The organism is Novosphingobium sp. 18050 (assembly GCF_902706195.1).
In the GTDB taxonomy this organism is placed as follows: Bacteria; Pseudomonadota; Alphaproteobacteria; order Sphingomonadales; family Sphingomonadaceae; genus Novosphingobium.
Genome location: NZ_CACSJO010000013.1, coordinates 31,819 through 48,838, shown reverse-complemented (window position 1 = coordinate 48,838; position 17,020 = coordinate 31,819). Strand labels below are relative to the sequence as shown.

Below are 17,020 nucleotides of genomic sequence, written 5' to 3'. Positions count from 1 at the left end.
CCGGGGCAGGCCATTTGAAAAATCAGTGCGGCTTGGTGCCCGGATGGAAGCCTGCTTCCTGCGCGTCGAGACCAAGGCCGGCCTCTCCCGCAAGGTCGTGGTCACTGGCGCGGTCGCCCAGCGTGTCGACATGCATCCAGCGCTTCACCAGCGGCGAAAGCGCCAGCACGACGACGGCGACGCCTACCGTGGTCCAGCCGATCTTGCTGTAGATATCCAGCGTCAGCGCCTTGTTCATCGTGCCGCCCTCGCCGCCGGTGGCCTCGCCGATCTTGCCAGCCACGAAGTTGCCCACGGCGGTCATGTAGAACCAGGCGCCCATGATGAAGCTGCCCAGGTGCATCGGCGAAAGCCGGGTCATGGCCGAAAGGCCGACGGGCGAAAGGCACAGCTCGCCAGTGGTATGCAGGGCATAGATCAGGAACACGAAGAGGACCGAGGTCATCACCGCCGGATCGCCGGTGCCCGCGCCCCATACGAAGACCAGGAAGCCCAGGCCCACCTGGATCAGCGCGAGGCCGAACTTGGCAGGGGCGGAAGGCTCGATGCCCTTCTTGCCGAGGTATTGCCACAAGGCCGCAAAGATCGGGCCGAACAGCACGATGTAGATCGGGTTGATCGACTGGAAGAGGCTGGTGGGCACCCCGCCGCGATCGACGAACTTGTCGGTATAGAGGCTGAGGCTACCGCCGGCCTGCTCGAACAGGCCCCAGAAGATCGGGTTGAGGGCGATCAGGAACAGGATCGCGAACATGCGCTCACGCGGCTCCTTGGGCAGCTTGAAGGCTTCCCAAAGGGTGTAGGCCAGCATGCCAACGCCGGTGAGGATCAGCAGGTTCTGGATCACGCTTACGTACTGGATCAGGAACCAGATCACGAGAACCGCCGCGCCGCCGGTGCCGTAGAGAATCAATTCCGACTTCTTCGCCAGAGCCTTGGGCGGTTCGCCCCTGCCGCGCAGGGCTGGTTTGCCGACGACGAAGATGATGAGGCCCAGCACCATGCCGATACCGGCGACGCCGAAACCATAGGACCAGCCGATCGTCTCGCCCAGGTAGCCGACCAGGATAGTTCCGAGCGCAGCGCCGGTGTTCACGCCCATGTAGAAGATCGTGTAGGCCGCATCGCGGCGCGTATCGGTCATCTTGTAGAGCTGACCGACGATGACCGAGATGTTGGCCTTCAGGAAGCCCGAGCCGACGATGATCAACGCCAGCGCCAGCCAGAATACGTCGATCGCCGGATCAGCCTGCTTGACGGCCGGATCGGTGACGCCCTGCAGGCCCTCGTAGGCCATGAAAAGGTGGCCTAGCGCCAGCACGATGCCGCCGAACAACACGGCCTTGCGCTGCCCCAGCCAGCGGTCGGCCAGATAGCCGCCCAGCACCGGGGTGATGTAGACGAGGCTGGTGTAGGCCCCGTAGATCAGGTTGGACCGGCCATCCGAGTACAGCCAGAACTTGGTGAGATAGAGGATCAGCAGCGCGCGCATGCCGTAATAGGAGAAACGTTCCCACATTTCGGCATAGAACAGCACAAACAGACCGCGAGGGTGCCCGACGAATTCGTCGCTCTTGCGCGTGGCGATAAGACCGCCGATCGCCAGCACGGCGAAAAGGCAGATCGCGCCGATCGCGCCGATCCAGTCCCCTTCGTTCCAAAGTGCGATGTCCTTCATGTCGCTTCTATGCCCTCACGCCCTGTAATCCTGCCCGCACCATGCCCGTCTGGGACGGTGCAGTGCGAAAGAAGGGAGGTTAGCGGGCAATTTGCCGGTGTAAATGGGCTGCGGCGCGTCTGACCGGCGGTCGCAGGGGCCAAAACTGCGCGATTTCACACACGTAACACTTCCCATTGCGCGAAGCGGCATGCGATGGCATTTTCCCGGCAGGCGACGGACTGGCGATACGTAATTTTATGTTCCGACACGGTTTGTCGTTTTTTTGGGGGGAAATTTCGCGATGATCAGGTCCGAACTGCTGCAGGTGCTCTCCAAGGACAATCCCGAGCTGCGCGCAGAGGACGTGGAGCGTGCGGTGGACACCTTCTTCGATGAGATCGGCCAGCGCCTGGCAGACGGCGGCCGCGTGGAACTGCGCGGCTTCGGCGCCTTTTCCACCCGCCACCGCGACGGCCGCAAGGGGCGCAACCCGCGCACCGGCGAAAGCGTGGAAGTGCCGGAGAAGCGCGTCCCCTATTTCAAGCCCGGCAAGGAAATGCGCGCCCGCCTCAACGTGGAGTAACCACGCCCTTCGGTGATTTTCGTACAATATGCGTCATGGTCCCGGTTGCCGGGGCCACCGCGATCTGCAAGATGCAGCGCCTGACGCAGGCCGTGCGGGCGTGGCGGAATGGTAGACGCTGCGGACTTAAAATCCGCTTGGGTATCCAGTGCGGGTTCGAGTCCCGCCGCCCGCACCAATTTTCCCGATCTTCGAGTAGTTCGCATTTATTTGCAGTAGTGAGCGCATGCAAACGTTTGCGTTTACAAATAGGTAATGTGCCAAAAGGTATCTATTACTAGGTATCCACCCGTTGAGCTGTTGCGCATCCCGCGTAGCGTCGCCTCGCCGACCTTACGGGCGCGTACCAAGGGGGTATCGTTCGCATGAATTTCCCGGGCAGCCTGTCCACCCGCAGCGCCGCATCGTCGGCCGACCAACGCGCGACTCCGCGCTTTGCGCTGCTGCTGCGTGCGGCCAAGCTGGTCTCACCCGGAGGCGAATACCTTTGCATCGTGCGCGACGTGTCGGCGACCGGCGTCAAGCTGCGGCTGTTCCACTCGCTGGCCGGCGTCGAGCAACTGGCGCTGGAAAGCGTGACCGGCGAACGCACCGGCGTCAATCTGGTGTGGGAGCATGAAGGCGAAGCAGGTTTCCGTTTCGTGCAGCCGATCGACGTCGAGCGCTTCATCGCCGAAGCCGGACCCCATCCCAAGCGCCCCATCCGCATCGGCGTGGACCATCCCGCCCGCATCACCGTGACCGGCACCGTATCTGGCGCGCGCCTTCTCGACCTTTCGCGTCAGGGCGCCCGGATCGAAACCGACCAGCACCTTGCGATCGGACAGCAACTTCGCATCGATGCCGCGGAAATGCCGCAGTTCGAGGCGACCGTCTGCTGGCGCCGTGAACCGGCCTATGGCCTGGTGTTCCGCCAGCTCATGAGCCTGGAGGAACTGGCCCAGCGCACCTTCCGCATGCAGGCCCTGCGCGGCCTTCCCTCCCGATAAAGGCCCATCGGCGCTAGCCCGGCCGAAACTTCATCGCCGCACCGTTCATGCAATAGCGCTTGCCCGTAGGCGGCGGCCCATCGGCGCTAGCCCGGCCGAAACTTCATCGCCGCACCGTTCATGCAATAGCGCTTGCCCGTAGGCGGCGGCCCATCGGCGCTAGCCCGGCCGAAACTTCATCGCCGCACCGTTCATGCAATAGCGCTTGCCCGTAGGCGGCGGCCCATCGGCGCTAGCCCGGCCGAAACTTCATCGCCGCACCGTTCATGCAATAGCGCTTGCCCGTAGGCGGCGGCCCATCGGCGCTAGCCCGGCCGAAACTTCATCGCCGCACCGTTCATGCAATAGCGCTTGCCCGTAGGCGGCGGCCCATCGTCGAAGACGTGGCCCAGATGCCCACCGCAGCGCATGCAGTGCACTTCGGTGCGCGAGATCCCCAGCGTCGAATCGCCGGAGACACCGACGGCGCCGGGCAGCGGCTTCCAGAAACTGGGCCAGCCGGTGCCGCTGTCGAACTTGGTCTTCGAGGAAAAGAGCGGATTGCCGTCCGCTGCGCAGATGAAAGTGCCCGCACGGTGCTCGTCGTTGAGGGGCGAAGTGAAGGACCGCTCCGTCCCTTGCTGGCGCAGGATGCGGTATTGCTCGGCGGTCAGGCGGCGGCGCCATTCCGCATCGGGAAAATGCACCGGATAGACTTTCGCCTCGGCTTCGGTTCCACCGCAGGCGGCGAGCACCGGCAGCGCGGCCCCTGCGCTGAGCCAGGCCAGGACGGTTCGGCGGGTTGTCGCTATGGGCATGATGACGCCTGACCTCTCGCTTGTTCCTCCGCCACCTTCATGTGGCGATCACGCCGCGCTATTCAATCTCGCCCCGATATCTTGCCCCTAAGGCCTGGCGGCGCGCCGCCGCGCCGGCCACCAGCGGCCCTTGCCCTTGCTCCCCTGCGCGCCGGACTTCATCACGCGCATGCGAAACAGGCCCGAACCCAGCCGCACCAGCAGCAGAACCCACAGGCCCTGCCACAGCACCGCGCCCAAATGGGGCAACAGCGCCGGGTCCTGCGCCGCGCGGGCGAGCATCGCGAAGGGCGAGCTGAACGGGAACAGCGCCGCGACCATCTCGATCGTGCTGCCCGGCTGGGTCATTGCGTAAGTGGCAAAGAAGAACAGCATGAGCTGCATCATCGTCACCGGCATCGAGAGCGTCTGCACCTCGCGCACCGTGGTCGCCAGCGAGCCGATCGACAGGAACACCGAACCCAGCAGCAGGTAGGCCATGGAGAAGTAGAGGATGCCCAGCAGGACCAGCATCGGCCAGCCCACGGCAGGGTCCGGCAGCGACGGCACCGCCGATTCGGCAAGCATGTAAAGCCCGCCCCCGACACCGGCCCAGGTGGCGATGCCGACCAGCGACACGCCGAGCATCGCAAAGAGCTTGCCAAAGAACACCGCCTCCATCGGGATCGCGGCGGCCAGTACCTCGATGATCTTGTTGGCCTTCTCCTCGACAAGGTTGGACAGGACCATGCCCGCCAGCATCATCGTCAACAGAAACAGCAGCGTCTGGGCGCCCTGCGCGGTCCTGAGACGGCTCTTGCGGTCGTTAACCCGGCTGCTGACGGTGGTTTCCAGCCTGACCTGCGGCCAGGGCGCCACGGAGGCCTGCTTCGCCTGCGCGGCGATCATCGCCACGTCGCCGCTCCACGCCGCAATCTGGTCGCGCGGGCCGGTCAACACGGGGGCTTCGGGGGAGCCGGAAAGGATCGCGGCGATGTTGCCTTCCTTGCCGGCCATGGCAGCGGCCGGATCGGCGCGCTCGTCCGGGGCAAGGCGCTTCAACACCATGAGGCCGGGCAGGTCCTGTCCCAGCCGGTCGGCAAGCCCATCACGGGCGCGAACCATGGCGTCGGCATCGGCCCCTGCCATGATGACGCCCACTTCCGGCCGCTCGGTCGAATGCTCCACCTGATTGCCTACGCTGCCCGCCAGCGCGCCGACGATCAGCGGAAACAGCGGCCCGAGCAGGAAGAAGAAGAACGTGCGCGAGAACAGGATCGCGGTGAAATCGCGGCGGGCCACGACCCAGGCGGCGCTTAGAGCCGAGAGCCGGCCCTGATGCGAATCGGGGATCATCGGCGCGGCTCCTCGGGCTTTTCCTCTTCCAGAGCGCGTGCGGCGGCCTCACCGGCGATGGCGACGAAGGCATCGTGCAGGCCGGCCCGCTCGATGGAAAGCGAAAGGATGCCCGCCTCGCCCGCGATCAGTGCGCGCAGCAGGGGTTCGATACCCGAATCGGGGAGCGCGAAGTGCCAGAACTGGCCCTCCTGCCGCACATCGGCCGGTAGCGCCGCGCGCCATGCGCCCTGCAGCGCGCGCGTTTCGAGGCGGACCTGCGCCGGGATGCGATCCCGCGCCAGGTCGACCGGGCCGGCGAAAGGCACCTTGCCGCCGGCGATGATCGCCACTTCGTCGCACAGGCGTTCGGCATGGGCGATAACGTGGGTGGAGAAAATGACGGTGGCGCCGTCCTGAGCCAAACCGCGCATCATCGCTTCCAGCTTGCCCTGATTGAGCGCATCGAGGCCGGAGAACGGCTCGTCGAAGATCACCAGCCGGGGCCGGTGGACCAGCGTGCCCAGGATCTGGACCTGCTGCGCCATGCCCTTGGAAAGCTGGCGAATCTGCCGGCCCGCGGCATAGCCCAGCCCATGCCGTTCCAGCAGTTCGTGCGCCCGGCGGCGGCCTTCCTTCAGCGGCAGTCCGCGCAGAGCGCCCAGAAACGCGATCGCCTCGGTCGCCTTCATGGAAGGGTAAAGGCCGCGCTCCTCGGGAAGGTAGCCGATGGCGTGGGCAACGTCGTGCGGACGTTCGGCGCCAAGGATGCGGCGGTAGCCCGAATCGGGGTCGATGATGCCCAGAAGCATCCGCAAAGTGGTGGTCTTGCCGGCGCCGTTGGGGCCGAGGATGCCGTAGACAGAGCCCGCCGGGACCGAGAGGTCGACGCCGTCGACGGCGGTGAAACCCTCGAAACGCTTGACCAGCCCGCGTGCTTCGATCGCCAGCGGCCGGTCAAAGGGCAGTCCTGCATCTGACTGCCGTGCATTGCCGGTCAACCTCGGATCTCCTACTTGCACATCCATGACGTCCCCCGGCTCTAACACATCCGCCCACGATGGCGCAGATCTGGTTAACGCCAAGCTAAATGCTTTTGCGAAGGATGCGGAAGCTGAGGCACGCGCGTTGGGCTTCTGCGCCTTCGGCATCGCCTCGGCCGCGACCGACGACAGCCGCGCCGCCCGGCTCGATGCCTGGCTGGCGGCGGGCATGCATGGCACCATGGGCTGGATGGAAGAACGCGCCCACCATCGCCGCAGCCCGCAGGGCATGTGGCCCGAGGCCCGCAGCGTGATCGCGCTGGGCATGAGTTATGCTCCGGCCGCCGACCCGCTGCGGCTGGCGGGCGAATCGCAGATCGGACGCATCTCTACCTATGCGCAAGGCGCCGACTATCACGACGTAGTCAAAAAGGCGCTGAAGCACCTGGCCCGCTGGATCGTGGCCGAGGGGCAGGCGCGCAGGATCGCGCCCGAAGTGGGCGTGAAAGTGTTCACCGATACCGCCCCGGTCATGGAAAAACCGCTCGCCGCCGCAGCCGGACTGGGTTGGCAGGGCAAGCATACCAATGTCGTCAGCCGCGAGCATGGGTCGTGGCTGTTCCTTGGCGAGATCTACACGACGTTGGAGTTCGAGCCCGCGAAACCCGGCCGGGACAGCTGCGGGTCCTGTAACGCCTGTCAGGATGCCTGCCCGACGAACGCGTTCCCCGCGCCCTACCAGCTCGATGCCCGCCGCTGCGTCAGCTACCTCACCATCGAACACAAGGGGCCCGTCCCCGAAGACCTGCGCGAAGGGCTGGGCAACCGCATTTACGGCTGCGACGATTGCCTGGCGGTGTGCCCGTGGAACAAGTTCGCGCAGGTTTCGCACACAATCAAGGCGTACCTGCCGCGCGCGGAACTGACCGCGCCGGAGCTGGCGGAGCTGCTCGTGCTGGACGATGCGGGTTTTCGCGCGCTGTTCTCGGGCAGCCCGATCAAGCGGATCGGGCGCAACCGCTTCGTGAGGAACTGCCTCTATGCGGCGGGGAACAGCGGAAGGGCGGCGCTGCTGGCGCAAGTAGAGCCGCTGCTGGGGGATGAGGACCCGGTGGTGGCGGAAGCTGCGCAGTGGGCACGGGAGCGGCTTCGCGCTCCGGCCTAGTTTACGTCGAAAGAAAGCGGGGCCCCGCGAATGCCGAGGCCCCGCCTGCCTTTACAGCAGTTCCTTCAGCGGCGTGCCCGCATCGGCCAGCGCAGCCACGTCTGGCGCCGCACCGGCTTCGACCAGCTTGCGGCCCTGCACGTAGTCCTTGACCGCGTTCACGCAGTCCAGCGCGACCACGCGGCCTTCCTTCAGGTACACGACCGAGAAGCTGCGGGCACCCGGCTCGCCGCGGATCACGGTCTTGTCGAAGCCCATGTTGATGCCGGCGGTCTGGAGGCGCAGGTCATACTGGTTCGACCAGAACCACGGGAAAGCCTTGTAGGCCTTCTCGTCGCCGCAGATGGCCTTGGCAACGCAGGTCGCCATGTCGTTGGCGTTCTGCACCGATTCGACGCGCATCACGGTACCGCCGGCATAGTCGCAGGCGAAGGCAGCGCAGTCGCCGATGGCGTAGATGTCGGGCAGCGAAGTACGGCAGAATTCGTCCACGTCGACGCCGTTCGCGCCGCTGGCGCCTGCCGCGATCAGCGGGCCAATCGCCGGTACGATGCCTATGCCGACGATCACTGCTTCGGCCGGGACCACTTCGCCGTCGGCCAGCTGAACGCCGGTAACGCGCCTATTTCCCTCGGGGCCGTCGCCCACCAGGCAGTCTACGGCTACGCCGGTGCGCAGGTCGACGCCGTGGTCGCGGTGTTCCTTCTGGTAAAACTCGGACAGTTCCTCACCGGCGACGCGCGCCAGCACGCGCGGCAGCGCTTCGAGCAGGGTGACGTTGAGCTTCAGCTTCGACAGCACCGCCGCCGCTTCAAGGCCGATGTAGCCGCCGCCGATGACGACAATGTTCTTCGTACCCGCATCGACTTCCGCCATCAGCGTGTCGCAGTCCTCGCGGGTGCGCACGGCATGGACGCCGGCCAGTTCGGCGCCCGAGCACGAGAGACGGCGCGGATCTCCGCCGGTCGCCCAGACCAGCTTGCCGTAGCTCAGCGTGGTGCCGTTCGAGAGCGTCAGCTCCTTCGCCTCGGCATCCACCTTGGTGACTTCGGTGCTGAGCTTGAAGGTGACATCCTTCTCGGCCCAGAAGGTCGGAGGGCGGATATAGAGGCGGTCGAAGGTCTTCTCGCGCGCGAAGTACTCCTTGGAGAGCGGCGGGCGCTCGTAAGGGTATTCCGGCTCGCGGCCGACTACGGTGATGGTTCCGGTGAACCCGTTCTGGCGCAAGGCGATGGCGCACTGCGCCCCGCCATGTCCCGCTCCCACGATGACGACGTCTGTTGTTTCCATGGGCGGTTGAGTTCCGCAATTTAACCGCGCGGTCAATGCCCCTGAAGATATCATGTTGCGATAATCTAGGTATCGAAGCGCCCAAGGCCCCGCACCGCGCGGCCCTCACGAAAAACGCCGCCCTGAAACAATTTCAAAGCGGCGTTTGGGACAAACCGGACTCGAGCGGTGTCAGGCCGGCACCTGCCCCAGCGCTTCCATCGTCAGCTCCAGCGAGCGGATCTGCGCCGCCGGATCGTAAGTGGCGATGCTGACCATCAGTTCGTCCGCCTGCGTGCGGGCCACGAATTCCTCGATTCCGGCCCGCACCGTCTGCGGGTTGCCCACCGCGCTGACCGAGCGGACCTGCTCTAGCATCGCCTTCGCAGAACCCGGCAGGCTATCGCGGTAGCCTCGCACCGGAGGCAGCAGCCTTCCCGGATTGCCGGTGCGCAGGGCCACAAAGCTCTGGTCGGTGGACGAGGCAAGGTAAACCGCCTCCTCGTCCGTATCGGCGGCGATCACGTTGATCCCGGCCATGAAGTGGGGCTTGTCTAGAAACTCGGATGGCTGGAACCGCTCGCGGTAGACTTTCGCCGCTTCGTCCAGCGCAGCTGGCGCGAAGTGCGAGGCGAAGGCGTAAGGCAGGCCCAGCATCGCCGCGAGCTGCGCCCCGAACAGGCTGGAGCCGAGAATCCACATCTCCACGTCCGCGCCCGCCGCCTGAGGCGAAGGAACGCCGCCCGCCGCCTGCCCGGCGAAGCGGGCCTGCAGTTCGACGACATCGTTGGGAAAGCGCTCGGACGCGGCGTGGATGTCCTTGCGCAGCGCATGGGCGAGCCGTCCATCGGCTCCGGGCGCCCGGCCGAGCCCCAGATCGACGCGGCCCGGGAACAGCGCCGAAAGCGTCCCGAACTGTTCGGCGATCACGTAAGGCGTGTGGTTGGGCAGCATGATGCCGCCCGCGCCGATGCGGATCGTGCTGGTGGCATTGCCGAGGTGGGCAAGCACCACCGAAGTCGCTCCGCCCGCGATCCCGTCCATGCCGTGGTGCTCGGCCACCCAGTAGCGCTTGTAGCCGGCGCGTTCGGCGGCTTGCGCGGTCTTGACCGAGATATCGAGCGCCTGGGCGACCGTGCCGCCTTCGCGGACGGAAACGAGATCGAGGACGGAAAGCGGAATCATGGCGTCGGGGCCTTCGCTGGAGTCGATCCGGGCTTGTCGGAATCCGGGCCGAGCTGGGAGAGGTACTGTTTGGCGGTAACGGCCGCATCGCTGCCTGCGCCGGCGGCGAGGACCGAGTTCCAGCTGCGCCGCGCCGCCGTCTCATTGCCCGAGAGCATGGCGATGACGCCTGCCTCAAGTCCGATTTCGGGGTCCTGCGGGGCAAGGCTGGCGGCCTTTTCGATCTGGGTCTGGGCTTGGCTGAGCTTTTCCTGACGGCGCGACAGCGTGGCCGAAAGCAGCCATGCCTGAGCATTGTCGGGCTGCGCGGTGCGGGCTTCCGCCAGCGCGGCGGCGGCTTCGTCGGGCTGCTTCACGGCCACCAGCGCGCGGGCCCGGTCCAGCGCTATGGAGCCGGTGAGTTCGGCGTCGCCGATGATCTTGGCGTCGGTCGCCGCCGGACCCAGCAGAGCCAGCGCCTGACCCGGCTGTCCGGCGGCCAGCGCGGCGTTGCCCGCCATCGCGCCGAGCCGGGCCCGGCTGGCGTGGTCGGTCACGTCAGCAGCATCGCGCGCATTGGAGAAGGCAGTGCGGGCCTCGTCCCAGCGGCCCAGATCGCTCAGCGCCGCGCCGAGGCACAGCCCGGCGCGCACGCGCTCACGCCCGATTGCATCGCCCAGCGCGCTCCGGGCCAGTTCGGCCGAACGTTCGGGATTCGATTCGACCGCGCTCATGCAGCCCGCTGTCCCGCGCGAGGACGGCAGAGTGACGTTCTGCGCCGCCCGTGCCCGTTTGGCGGCCTCGGCATCCTTTTTCTCGATGATCTCGATCGGCAGCGAGGAGGCATAGGGATTGGCGTTGCTGGGCAGCGCGGACGCGGGGCCGACCTGGGCCATGAGGGGAAGCAGGAGAGGCAGCAGGGACATGGGATCAGGACTCCGAGGGAACCTGCGCCGCGCGGGGGAGAACGAGCTGCGCGACCGTGCGCAGCAGCAGCTGGATGTCGCCGTCGCGCGAGAGGCGGTGATCGCCGTCCTTGATCAGCGTCACCTGCACATCGGCTGAACGCAGTCGCTCGGCCAGTTGCAGGGAAATGTCGAAGGGCACGTCCTCGTCGCGCTGGCCGTGGAGCAGGCGCACCGGCGCATCGATCGCGATCGGGCCTTCCAGCAGGAGGTTGGCCTGTCCATCCGCCCAGAAGCCGGGGTGCGTGGGAGTCGGTTCGGGGCCGTAGGGGTTGTCCTCGAAGATCGTCTCGCCATCGGCCAGCATGGCCTTGTCCATCTGGGCGATACCCCAGTCGGTGAAGTCCGGCGCCGCCGCGATGCCGACCAGACCGGCAAGCCGATCACCCAGCGCCAGACCGGCCAGCAGCATGACCCAGCCGCCCATCGAGGAACCGACGAGGACGACCTTCTCGTCCGGCATCTCCAGCGCGGCGACCAGCGCCAGCACTTCCTGCGTCCAGCCCGTCAGGGTGCCGTCGCCGAAATAGCCGGGGCTTTCACCGCAGCCGGAATAATCGAACAGCAGGCACGGCAAGCCGCTGGCCCGCGCCATCTCGAACACCGCAGCGGCCTTGGAGCCGTTCATGTCCGACATGTAGCCGGGCAGAAAGACGATCACCGGGCCGGTCCCCGGCGTGAAGCGATAGGCGATGGTGCGACCGTCGGACAGGTCGAGGAAACTGGTAGAAGTCATACCTGCGTTAGTGGGAACCCGAAGCCCCAAGGGCAACCCGCGAAAGGCAAAGACTTGCTTGCACAGACATAATGCGATCTTAAGCCTGCGCTGCTAGAGACGGACCCGTAATGAGCGCCAAGGTCATCCATTTCCCGTCCCGCCCTTCGCGGCTTGCCTTGCGGCTCGAATGGTTCGCTACCGACAAGTCGGTGCTGCTGGGCATCTGGGCGCTCTATTTCGCCCTGCGCGCGGCGGTGCTGCTGATCGACGTGGCGCCCACATCCGATGCCGAGTGGTACTATGCACGCGCGGCCAGCCTTGCGGCGGGTCTGGGCTATCTCGACAATTCCGGCGCGCCCACCGCCTTCTGGCCGGCCGGCTGGCCGATCGCGCTGGGTCTCACCTTCTCGCAGTTCGGCACTTCGCTGGTGACGCTGGGGCTTTTCAACCTGGCCAGCGCGATGCTGATCGGGGTGACGATGCTGGCGCTGGGGCGGCGGCTGTTCGGCTCGGAAGGCGCGGCGCGCGCCGGACTGCTGATGCTGGCGGTCTACCCCAATGCCATCGGCTACGTCCCGCTGGCGCTCACCGAGGTGTTCTACACCGCGCTGCTGATGGCCGGGTGCTGGGTGGTGGTGACGCGCACCAATCGCTGGCAGCTTGTCAGCGCCGGCCTGCTGTTCGGCTTCGCCACGCTGGTCAAGGCGCAGACGCTGGTGGTGGTGCCGCTGCTGTTTGCGATCGACTGGCTGCGGATGGGGCAAGTCTGGCATCGCCTGCCGCGCTTGCTGGGCGAGGGCCTCATGGTGCTTGGCATCGCCCTGCTGACGGTGCTGCCCTGGACGATCCGCAACGAGGTGCAACTGGGCCACTGGGTCGCGGTGTCCACCAACGGCGGCTACACCCTGCTCACCGGCAACCACGACACCGCCACCGGCGACTACACCCCCGACGCCCCGGTGGTGAAGGAACTGATGGCCCGGCCCGGCCTGAACGAAGTCACCCGCGATGCCGAGGCCGGGCGGCTGGGCATGGCGTGGATCACGCAGCACCCGGACCGCTTCCTGGCGCTTGCCCCGAAGAAGCTGGCGCGCCTGTGGCTGCCCGACGGCGAGGCCGAGTGGGCCTATCAGGGCGGCGCCCCCGGCTATGCGCGGTTCGAGATCGTCTACCGCGCGGTGCGTGTGCTCAACCAGGGCTATTACGCAGCGCTGATGCTGGCCTTCGCCGCCGCGTTTTTCGTAATGATCGCGCGCCGCCGCCGCGACGGTCAGCGCTGGATCGGCTGGTGGCTGCTGCCTTACGGGATCGCGCTATATCCGACGCTGATCTGCGTGGTGTTCTCGGGCCAGTCGCGCTTCCACTATCCGGTGATGCCCTGGGTGTGCATCACCGCAGGCTGGCTGGTGATGACCGCGCTGGGCCGTCTGGGCGAACGCAGTGCGCCGAGACCGACGCTGCACTGAGGCGCTTCGTCATTCAGTAGAGTTTTGGCGCCAGTACCCGCAGCACCAGCCTGCCCTCGGCCGGAATTGCGCCGAGGCTGGCCTGGACAAGGGGTTCGGGCCCTTTTTTCGACGCATGGAACAGGCCAAGGGAAATCGCCACGACCACCGCGACTGCGGAAACCGCGCCTATTCCAGCCCCTGGCTTGCGCCGTCCGGTCGCCATCACTCGTCCCTCTGGAAGATATCCTCGATCATCATACCAAACAGATCGGCAATGCGAAAGGCGAGGGGCAAGGAAGGGTCATAGCGCCCCGTCTCGATCGCGTTGACGCTCTGGCGAGACACTTCCAGCCGCGCCGCGAGGTCCTGCTGGCTCCAGCCCCGCTCGGCGCGCAGAACCTTGAGGCGGTTGTTCACAAACCCTCCCCGCCGCCTTGCGTGAAGCGGTTGACCGCCACCCCCACGAACAGGCCCAGCGCCCAGAGCGGAAAGACCAGAAACACCGGCATCCGGGGCACGAACGGCGAAAACAGTTCGAGAATGCCCCAAACGCTGCACACCGCCAGCGTCACTCCCGTAGCGATCAGGAATTTGCGCACTTCGAGCATGCGCAGATATTCGTCCTGAAGTTCGACCAGCAGCCTGCCCATCGCCCATATCCAGCCCAGCACCGCAAAACCGGGCAGGAGCGCGAGGCCGACCGTGGTCGCGCTGGCCGGCGCGTTATCCGGCACCAGCCGCGTCGCCAGCGCAATAGCGGCCACATAAAGCACGCTCAGCGGCAGCATACGCTTTGTGTAGCGCAGGTAAGCGGGGTTCTTCGTCGGCGAGGCCATGGCTTCGATCTCCGGTTCATCGATGTAAAGCAAACTTGTCGCCGACATGAAAAAGAGTCAAGCTTCATTGACATAGTGAAAAGCATCCTTGTCCCCGTGGGCGCGGGAGGACAAACCTCGACTTATTGGCTTCGAAGCGCTACATCGCACCCACCATGCCGCGCCTGCGCACATCTGCGACCACTACCACCACTACCCGGCTCGTCCGGGCACGGTCGGTCGCGGCTTAAGGCAAGCGATCACCGTCGCCCGGGCTTTTCGGGCGAGACGGCGTCTCTCTGCCCGAAACGAAGCTATTTAACAGGCGCCGCCGCTTCACCCCCGCGTGTGCCTGTGCCATGGCGCGCAAAGACCGCCCAGATGCTCCAGTTCGGCATTGGGCAAACGAGAGACGAGCTTTCATGTCCCAGATGTTCAAGATCAGCCTGCCCGACGGTTCGGTCCGCGAGATGCCCGAGGGGTCCACCCCCGCCGACGTCGCCGCCGCCATCGGCCCGGGGCTCGCCAAAGCCGCGCTTGCCGCGAAGATCGACGGCGAGCTGGTCGACCTGACCCGTCCCTTCACGGGCGACGCCAGCCTCGCCCTCGTCACCAGCCGCGACGAAGCCGAAGCGCTCAACCTGGCCCGGCACGATTTCGCGCACATCCTCGCCGAAGCGGTGCAGGCGCTGTTCCCCGGCACGCAGATCACTTTCGGTCCGTCGACCGACGATGGCTTTTACTACGACTTCGCGCCGAAGGATCGCCCTTTCACGGATGACGATCTACCCGCGATCGAGGCCGAGATGCGCAGGATCATCGCCGCCGACAAGCCACTGCGCCGCGAAGTGTGGGACCGTGAGCAGCTGATCAGCCGCTGGAAGCAGCAGGGCGAAAACTTCAAGGCCGAATGGGCCGCCGAACTCCCCGGCGACGAGCCGCTGACCGTCTACTGGTCGGGCGACGACTGGCTGGATATGTGCCGCGGCCCGCACCTGCCCTCCACCGGCAAGCTGGACCCGGCCGCCTTCAAGCTGACGCGCGTGTCGGGCGCCTACTGGCGCGGCGACCAGAAGAACGCGATGCTCAGCCGCATCTACGGCACCGGCTGGCTGAACAAGAAGCAGCTTTCCGCGCACCTGACGCGCCTCGAAGAAGCCGCCAAGCGCGACCACCGCAAGCTGGGGGGCGAGATGGACCTGTTCCACCTCCAGCACGAAGCGCATGGTTCGGTCTTCTGGCACCCCAAGGGCTACGTGATCTATCGCGCGCTCGAGGACTACATGCGCCGCGCCATCAGCCAGGCCGACTGCAAGGAAGTGAAAACCCCGCAGGTCATGGACGCGCGGCAGTGGGAACAGTCTGGCCACTGGGGCAAGTACCGTGAGAATATGTTCGTCATCCCCGACGAAGTGCCCAACACCGAGGACGACGGCCCGATCATCTCGGAAGATGCCGAGTGGATGGCGCTGAAGCCGATGAACTGCCCGGCCCACGTGCTGATCTTCAAGCAGGGCATCAAGTCCTACCGCGACCTGCCGCTGCGCATCGTCGAGAACGGCTGCTGCCACCGCAACGAACCGCACGGTGCGCTCCACGGCCTGATGCGCGTACGCCAGTTCACGCAGGATGACGGCCACATCTTCTGCCGCGAAGACCAGATCGTCGGCGAAGTACAGGCGTTCTGCGAGATGGCCGACAAGGTCTACCGCGATTTCGGCTTCACCTATTCGATCAAGCTGGCGCTGCGCCCCGACAACCGCATCGGCAGCGACGAACAGTGGGACAAGGCCGAGGCCGAATTGCGCGACGCCGTGGAGCGTGCGGGCCTCGCCACGCCCGAATACGGTTGGGAGGAACTCCCCGGCGAAGGCGCGTTCTACGCCCCCAAGCTGGAATGGCACCTGACCGACGCAATCGGCCGCACCTGGCAGGTCGGCACGATCCAGTCCGACCGCATGCTGCCCGAGCGCCTCGACGCACATTACATCGGCGAGGACGGCGCCCGCCACCGCCCGGTCATGCTGCACCGCGCGATCTTCGGATCGTACGAGCGCTTCATCGGCATCCTGATCGAGCATTTCGCCGGCAAGCTGCCGGTCTGGCTCGCCCCGGTGCAGGCCGTGGTCGCCACGATCGTGTCCGACGCCGACGACTATGCGGCCGAGGTTTCCGCGAAGCTGAAGGCAGCGGGCATCCGCGTCGAGACGGACGTGCGCAACGAGAAGATCAACTACAAGGTGCGTGAGCACTCGCTGAAGAAGATCCCGCATCTCCTCGTCGTCGGCAAGCGCGAGGCCGAGGAAGGCACCGTCGCCCTGCGCACACTGGGCGCCGAGCATCAGAAGGTCATGACGCTGGACGAGGCGATCGCCCTGCTGAAGACCGAAGCGACCGCACCGGATCTGGTCGCATGATCCAGCGCGAACTCCTCGACACCGCATGGATTCCCGACGGCGAGAAGATGGAACTCTTCCGCCACGACAAGGACTTCATGGTCGTGATCGGCCACAACGAGCTGATGAGCACCCGCAAGTGGGGGTCCGAAGAAGCTCTGGCGACGATGGCCTACGATCGGATCAAGAACGCCAAACGCCCGCACGTCCTGATCGGCGGCTACGGCATGGGCTTCACCCTGCGCGCCGCGCTTCGGGTGCTGCCGGAAAACGCCCTCGTCACCGTGGTCGAACTGGTGCCGGAAATCATCGCATGGGCACGAGGCCCGATGGCGCACCTGACGGAAGGCCACCTTGAAGATCCCCGCGTCAGGCTGGTGATGGGCGATGTCGCCCACGTCATCGCCGAGGGCCACGGAGACTATGACGCCATCCTGCTCGACGTCGACAACGGACCCGACGGGCTGGTGCGCGAAGACAACAACGTCATCTATTCGAAGGTCGGCCTGCGTAATGCCAAGCGCGCGCTGACGCCGGATGGCGTGCTGGCGATCTGGTCTGCCGGGGCGGACCCGGTGTTCAAGCGCAGGCTTGAGAAGGCCGGGCTGGCTGTGGACGAAGTGAAGGTTCACGCGCGCAGCAACGGCAAGGGTGCCAAGCACACGATCTGGTTTTCTACCAAGAGCGAGTAGGGGGAAGTCCTGGGGCCATCGCCCCAGACCCCTTTATCGTCGTCGCGGTGCGTGCAGCGGCG

Annotated in this window: 17 protein-coding genes, 1 tRNA gene and 4 pseudogenes; 7 read left to right on the top strand and 15 right to left on the bottom strand. The window is 66.0% G+C overall.

The annotated features are described in order from the left end of the window. Positions 1-22: 22 nt before the first annotated feature. Positions 23-1,678, bottom strand: coding sequence for a peptide MFS transporter (locus GVL61_RS13925; protein ID WP_159981029.1), 1,656 nt, complete (start codon positions 1,676-1,678; stop codon positions 23-25). A gap of 283 nt (positions 1,679-1,961) precedes the next feature. On the opposite strand from GVL61_RS13925, the gene GVL61_RS13920 reads away from it, so the two are divergent. The 3 genes from GVL61_RS13920 to GVL61_RS13910 all read left to right on the top strand — a co-directional run bounded on the left by GVL61_RS13920 (position 1,962) and on the right by GVL61_RS13910 (position 3,232). Beyond that, the gene (locus GVL61_RS13920) at positions 1,962-2,243 is read left to right on the top strand and encodes an integration host factor subunit beta (protein ID WP_043978468.1); all 282 of its coding nucleotides are present in this window, start codon (positions 1,962-1,964) and stop codon (positions 2,241-2,243) included. 94 nt (positions 2,244-2,337) lie between these two features. Next, positions 2,338-2,421 (top strand) — tRNA-Leu (locus tag GVL61_RS13915). Positions 2,422-2,608: 187 nt separating this feature from the next. Then, on the top strand, positions 2,609-3,232 hold the full coding sequence (locus tag GVL61_RS13910; protein WP_159981027.1) for a PilZ domain-containing protein: 624 nt from the start codon (positions 2,609-2,611) through the stop codon (positions 3,230-3,232). 13 nt (positions 3,233-3,245) lie between these two features. Here GVL61_RS13910 and GVL61_RS25425 read toward each other — a convergent pair. From GVL61_RS25425 to GVL61_RS13875, 7 genes and pseudogenes are all read right to left on the bottom strand, one after another. Then, a pseudogene (locus GVL61_RS25425) lies at positions 3,246-3,317 on the bottom strand (peptide-methionine (R)-S-oxide reductase); the annotation flags it as partial. 1 nt (position 3,318) lies between these two features. Continuing rightward, positions 3,319-3,366 (bottom strand): annotated as a pseudogene (locus GVL61_RS25420) (hypothetical protein); the annotation flags it as partial. Between the two features lie 25 nt (positions 3,367-3,391). After that, a pseudogene (locus tag GVL61_RS25415) lies at positions 3,392-3,463 on the bottom strand (peptide-methionine (R)-S-oxide reductase); the annotation flags it as partial. A 1-nt stretch (position 3,464) separates the two neighbouring features. Further along, positions 3,465-3,512, bottom strand: a pseudogene (locus GVL61_RS25410) (hypothetical protein); the annotation flags it as partial. Positions 3,513-3,537: 25 nt separating this feature from the next. Further along, positions 3,538-4,029: a peptide-methionine (R)-S-oxide reductase MsrB gene (gene msrB / locus GVL61_RS13885; RefSeq protein WP_159981025.1), complete on the bottom strand. Its 492-nt coding sequence runs from the start codon at positions 4,027-4,029 to the stop codon at positions 3,538-3,540. 87 nt (positions 4,030-4,116) lie between these two features. Continuing rightward, complete coding sequence (locus GVL61_RS13880) at positions 4,117-5,364, bottom strand: ABC transporter permease (RefSeq protein ID WP_159981023.1); 1,248 nt, start codon at positions 5,362-5,364, stop codon at positions 4,117-4,119. Continuing rightward, positions 5,361-6,371 carry an ABC transporter ATP-binding protein gene (locus GVL61_RS13875; protein ID WP_235037693.1) on the bottom strand — a complete coding sequence of 337 codons (1,011 nt, stop codon included), beginning with the start codon at positions 6,369-6,371 and terminating at the stop codon, positions 5,361-5,363. The genes GVL61_RS13880 and GVL61_RS13875 overlap by 4 nt, the downstream gene beginning before the upstream one ends. On the opposite strand from GVL61_RS13875, the gene queG reads away from it, so the two are divergent. Then, a complete protein-coding gene (gene queG, locus GVL61_RS13870; RefSeq protein WP_200844716.1) occupies positions 6,370-7,491 on the top strand; it encodes a tRNA epoxyqueuosine(34) reductase QueG in 1,122 nt (373 codons plus the stop codon). The genes GVL61_RS13875 and queG overlap by 2 nt on opposite strands. Positions 7,492-7,542: 51 nt before the next feature. Here queG and GVL61_RS13865 read toward each other — a convergent pair whose 3' ends face one another. The 4 genes from GVL61_RS13865 to GVL61_RS13850 form a co-directional block, all read right to left on the bottom strand. Next, positions 7,543-8,781: an NAD(P)/FAD-dependent oxidoreductase gene (locus GVL61_RS13865; protein WP_159981019.1), complete on the bottom strand. Its 1,239-nt coding sequence runs from the start codon at positions 8,779-8,781 to the stop codon at positions 7,543-7,545. Between the two features lie 171 nt (positions 8,782-8,952). Then, positions 8,953-9,945, bottom strand: coding sequence for an LLM class flavin-dependent oxidoreductase (locus GVL61_RS13860; protein WP_159981017.1), 993 nt, complete (start codon positions 9,943-9,945; stop codon positions 8,953-8,955). Then, positions 9,942-10,850 carry a hypothetical protein gene (locus GVL61_RS13855; RefSeq protein ID WP_159981015.1) on the bottom strand — a complete coding sequence of 303 codons (909 nt, stop codon included), beginning with the start codon at positions 10,848-10,850 and terminating at the stop codon, positions 9,942-9,944. Before GVL61_RS13855 ends, GVL61_RS13860 begins: the two co-directional genes overlap by 4 nt. A gap of 4 nt (positions 10,851-10,854) precedes the next feature. After that, a complete protein-coding gene (locus GVL61_RS13850) occupies positions 10,855-11,625 on the bottom strand; it encodes an alpha/beta fold hydrolase (RefSeq protein ID WP_159981013.1) in 771 nt (256 codons plus the stop codon). Positions 11,626-11,735: 110 nt separating this feature from the next. On the opposite strand from GVL61_RS13850, the gene GVL61_RS13845 reads away from it, so the two are divergent. After that, the gene (locus tag GVL61_RS13845) at positions 11,736-13,073 is read left to right on the top strand and encodes a glycosyltransferase family 39 protein (protein WP_159981011.1); all 1,338 of its coding nucleotides are present in this window, start codon (positions 11,736-11,738) and stop codon (positions 13,071-13,073) included. Between the two features lie 13 nt (positions 13,074-13,086). Here the strand turns inward: GVL61_RS13845 and GVL61_RS13840 are convergent, their stop codons facing one another. From GVL61_RS13840 to GVL61_RS13830, 3 genes are read right to left on the bottom strand one after another with little or no spacing between them, the layout of a single operon-like run. Next, positions 13,087-13,278 carry a hypothetical protein gene (locus GVL61_RS13840; protein WP_159981009.1) on the bottom strand — a complete coding sequence of 64 codons (192 nt, stop codon included), beginning with the start codon at positions 13,276-13,278 and terminating at the stop codon, positions 13,087-13,089. After that, positions 13,278-13,472, bottom strand: a complete 195-nt coding sequence (locus GVL61_RS13835; RefSeq protein WP_159981007.1) for a helix-turn-helix transcriptional regulator — start codon at positions 13,470-13,472, stop codon at positions 13,278-13,280. The genes GVL61_RS13840 and GVL61_RS13835 overlap by 1 nt, the downstream gene beginning before the upstream one ends. Further along, complete coding sequence (locus GVL61_RS13830; protein ID WP_235037692.1) at positions 13,469-13,924, bottom strand: hypothetical protein; 456 nt, start codon at positions 13,922-13,924, stop codon at positions 13,469-13,471. The genes GVL61_RS13835 and GVL61_RS13830 overlap by 4 nt, the downstream gene beginning before the upstream one ends. A 368-nt stretch (positions 13,925-14,292) precedes the next feature. On the opposite strand from GVL61_RS13830, the gene thrS reads away from it, so the two are divergent. Together thrS and GVL61_RS13820 are read left to right on the top strand one after the other, a co-directional pair. Next, on the top strand, positions 14,293-16,287 hold the full coding sequence (gene thrS, locus GVL61_RS13825; RefSeq protein WP_159981005.1) for a threonine--tRNA ligase: 1,995 nt from the start codon (positions 14,293-14,295) through the stop codon (positions 16,285-16,287). Further along, positions 16,284-16,958 carry a spermidine synthase gene (locus tag GVL61_RS13820; RefSeq protein WP_159981002.1) on the top strand — a complete coding sequence of 225 codons (675 nt, stop codon included), beginning with the start codon at positions 16,284-16,286 and terminating at the stop codon, positions 16,956-16,958. The genes thrS and GVL61_RS13820 overlap by 4 nt, the downstream gene beginning before the upstream one ends. The last annotated feature ends 62 nt before the right edge of the window (positions 16,959-17,020 follow it).

Coding starts and splice junctions, on each gene's coding strand:
- GVL61_RS13925 (WP_159981029.1), bottom strand. CDS start 1,678: ATGAAGGACATCGCACTTTGGAACGAAGGGGACTGGATCGGCGCGATC.
- GVL61_RS13920 (WP_043978468.1), top strand. CDS start 1,962: ATGATCAGGTCCGAACTGCTGCAGGTGCTCTCCAAGGACAATCCCGAG.
- GVL61_RS13910 (WP_159981027.1), top strand. CDS start 2,609: ATGAATTTCCCGGGCAGCCTGTCCACCCGCAGCGCCGCATCGTCGGCC.
- msrB (WP_159981025.1), bottom strand. CDS start 4,029: ATGCCCATAGCGACAACCCGCCGAACCGTCCTGGCCTGGCTCAGCGCA.
- GVL61_RS13880 (WP_159981023.1), bottom strand. CDS start 5,364: ATGATCCCCGATTCGCATCAGGGCCGGCTCTCGGCTCTAAGCGCCGCC.
- queG (WP_200844716.1), top strand. CDS start 6,370: ATGACGTCCCCCGGCTCTAACACATCCGCCCACGATGGCGCAGATCTG.
- GVL61_RS13875 (WP_235037693.1), bottom strand. CDS start 6,371: ATGGATGTGCAAGTAGGAGATCCGAGGTTGACCGGCAATGCACGGCAG.
- GVL61_RS13865 (WP_159981019.1), bottom strand. CDS start 8,781: ATGGAAACAACAGACGTCGTCATCGTGGGAGCGGGACATGGCGGGGCG.
- GVL61_RS13860 (WP_159981017.1), bottom strand. CDS start 9,945: ATGATTCCGCTTTCCGTCCTCGATCTCGTTTCCGTCCGCGAAGGCGGC.
- GVL61_RS13855 (WP_159981015.1), bottom strand. CDS start 10,850: ATGTCCCTGCTGCCTCTCCTGCTTCCCCTCATGGCCCAGGTCGGCCCC.
- GVL61_RS13850 (WP_159981013.1), bottom strand. CDS start 11,625: ATGACTTCTACCAGTTTCCTCGACCTGTCCGACGGTCGCACCATCGCC.
- GVL61_RS13845 (WP_159981011.1), top strand. CDS start 11,736: ATGAGCGCCAAGGTCATCCATTTCCCGTCCCGCCCTTCGCGGCTTGCC.
- GVL61_RS13840 (WP_159981009.1), bottom strand. CDS start 13,278: ATGGCGACCGGACGGCGCAAGCCAGGGGCTGGAATAGGCGCGGTTTCC.
- thrS (WP_159981005.1), top strand. CDS start 14,293: ATGTCCCAGATGTTCAAGATCAGCCTGCCCGACGGTTCGGTCCGCGAG.
- GVL61_RS13820 (WP_159981002.1), top strand. CDS start 16,284: ATGATCCAGCGCGAACTCCTCGACACCGCATGGATTCCCGACGGCGAG.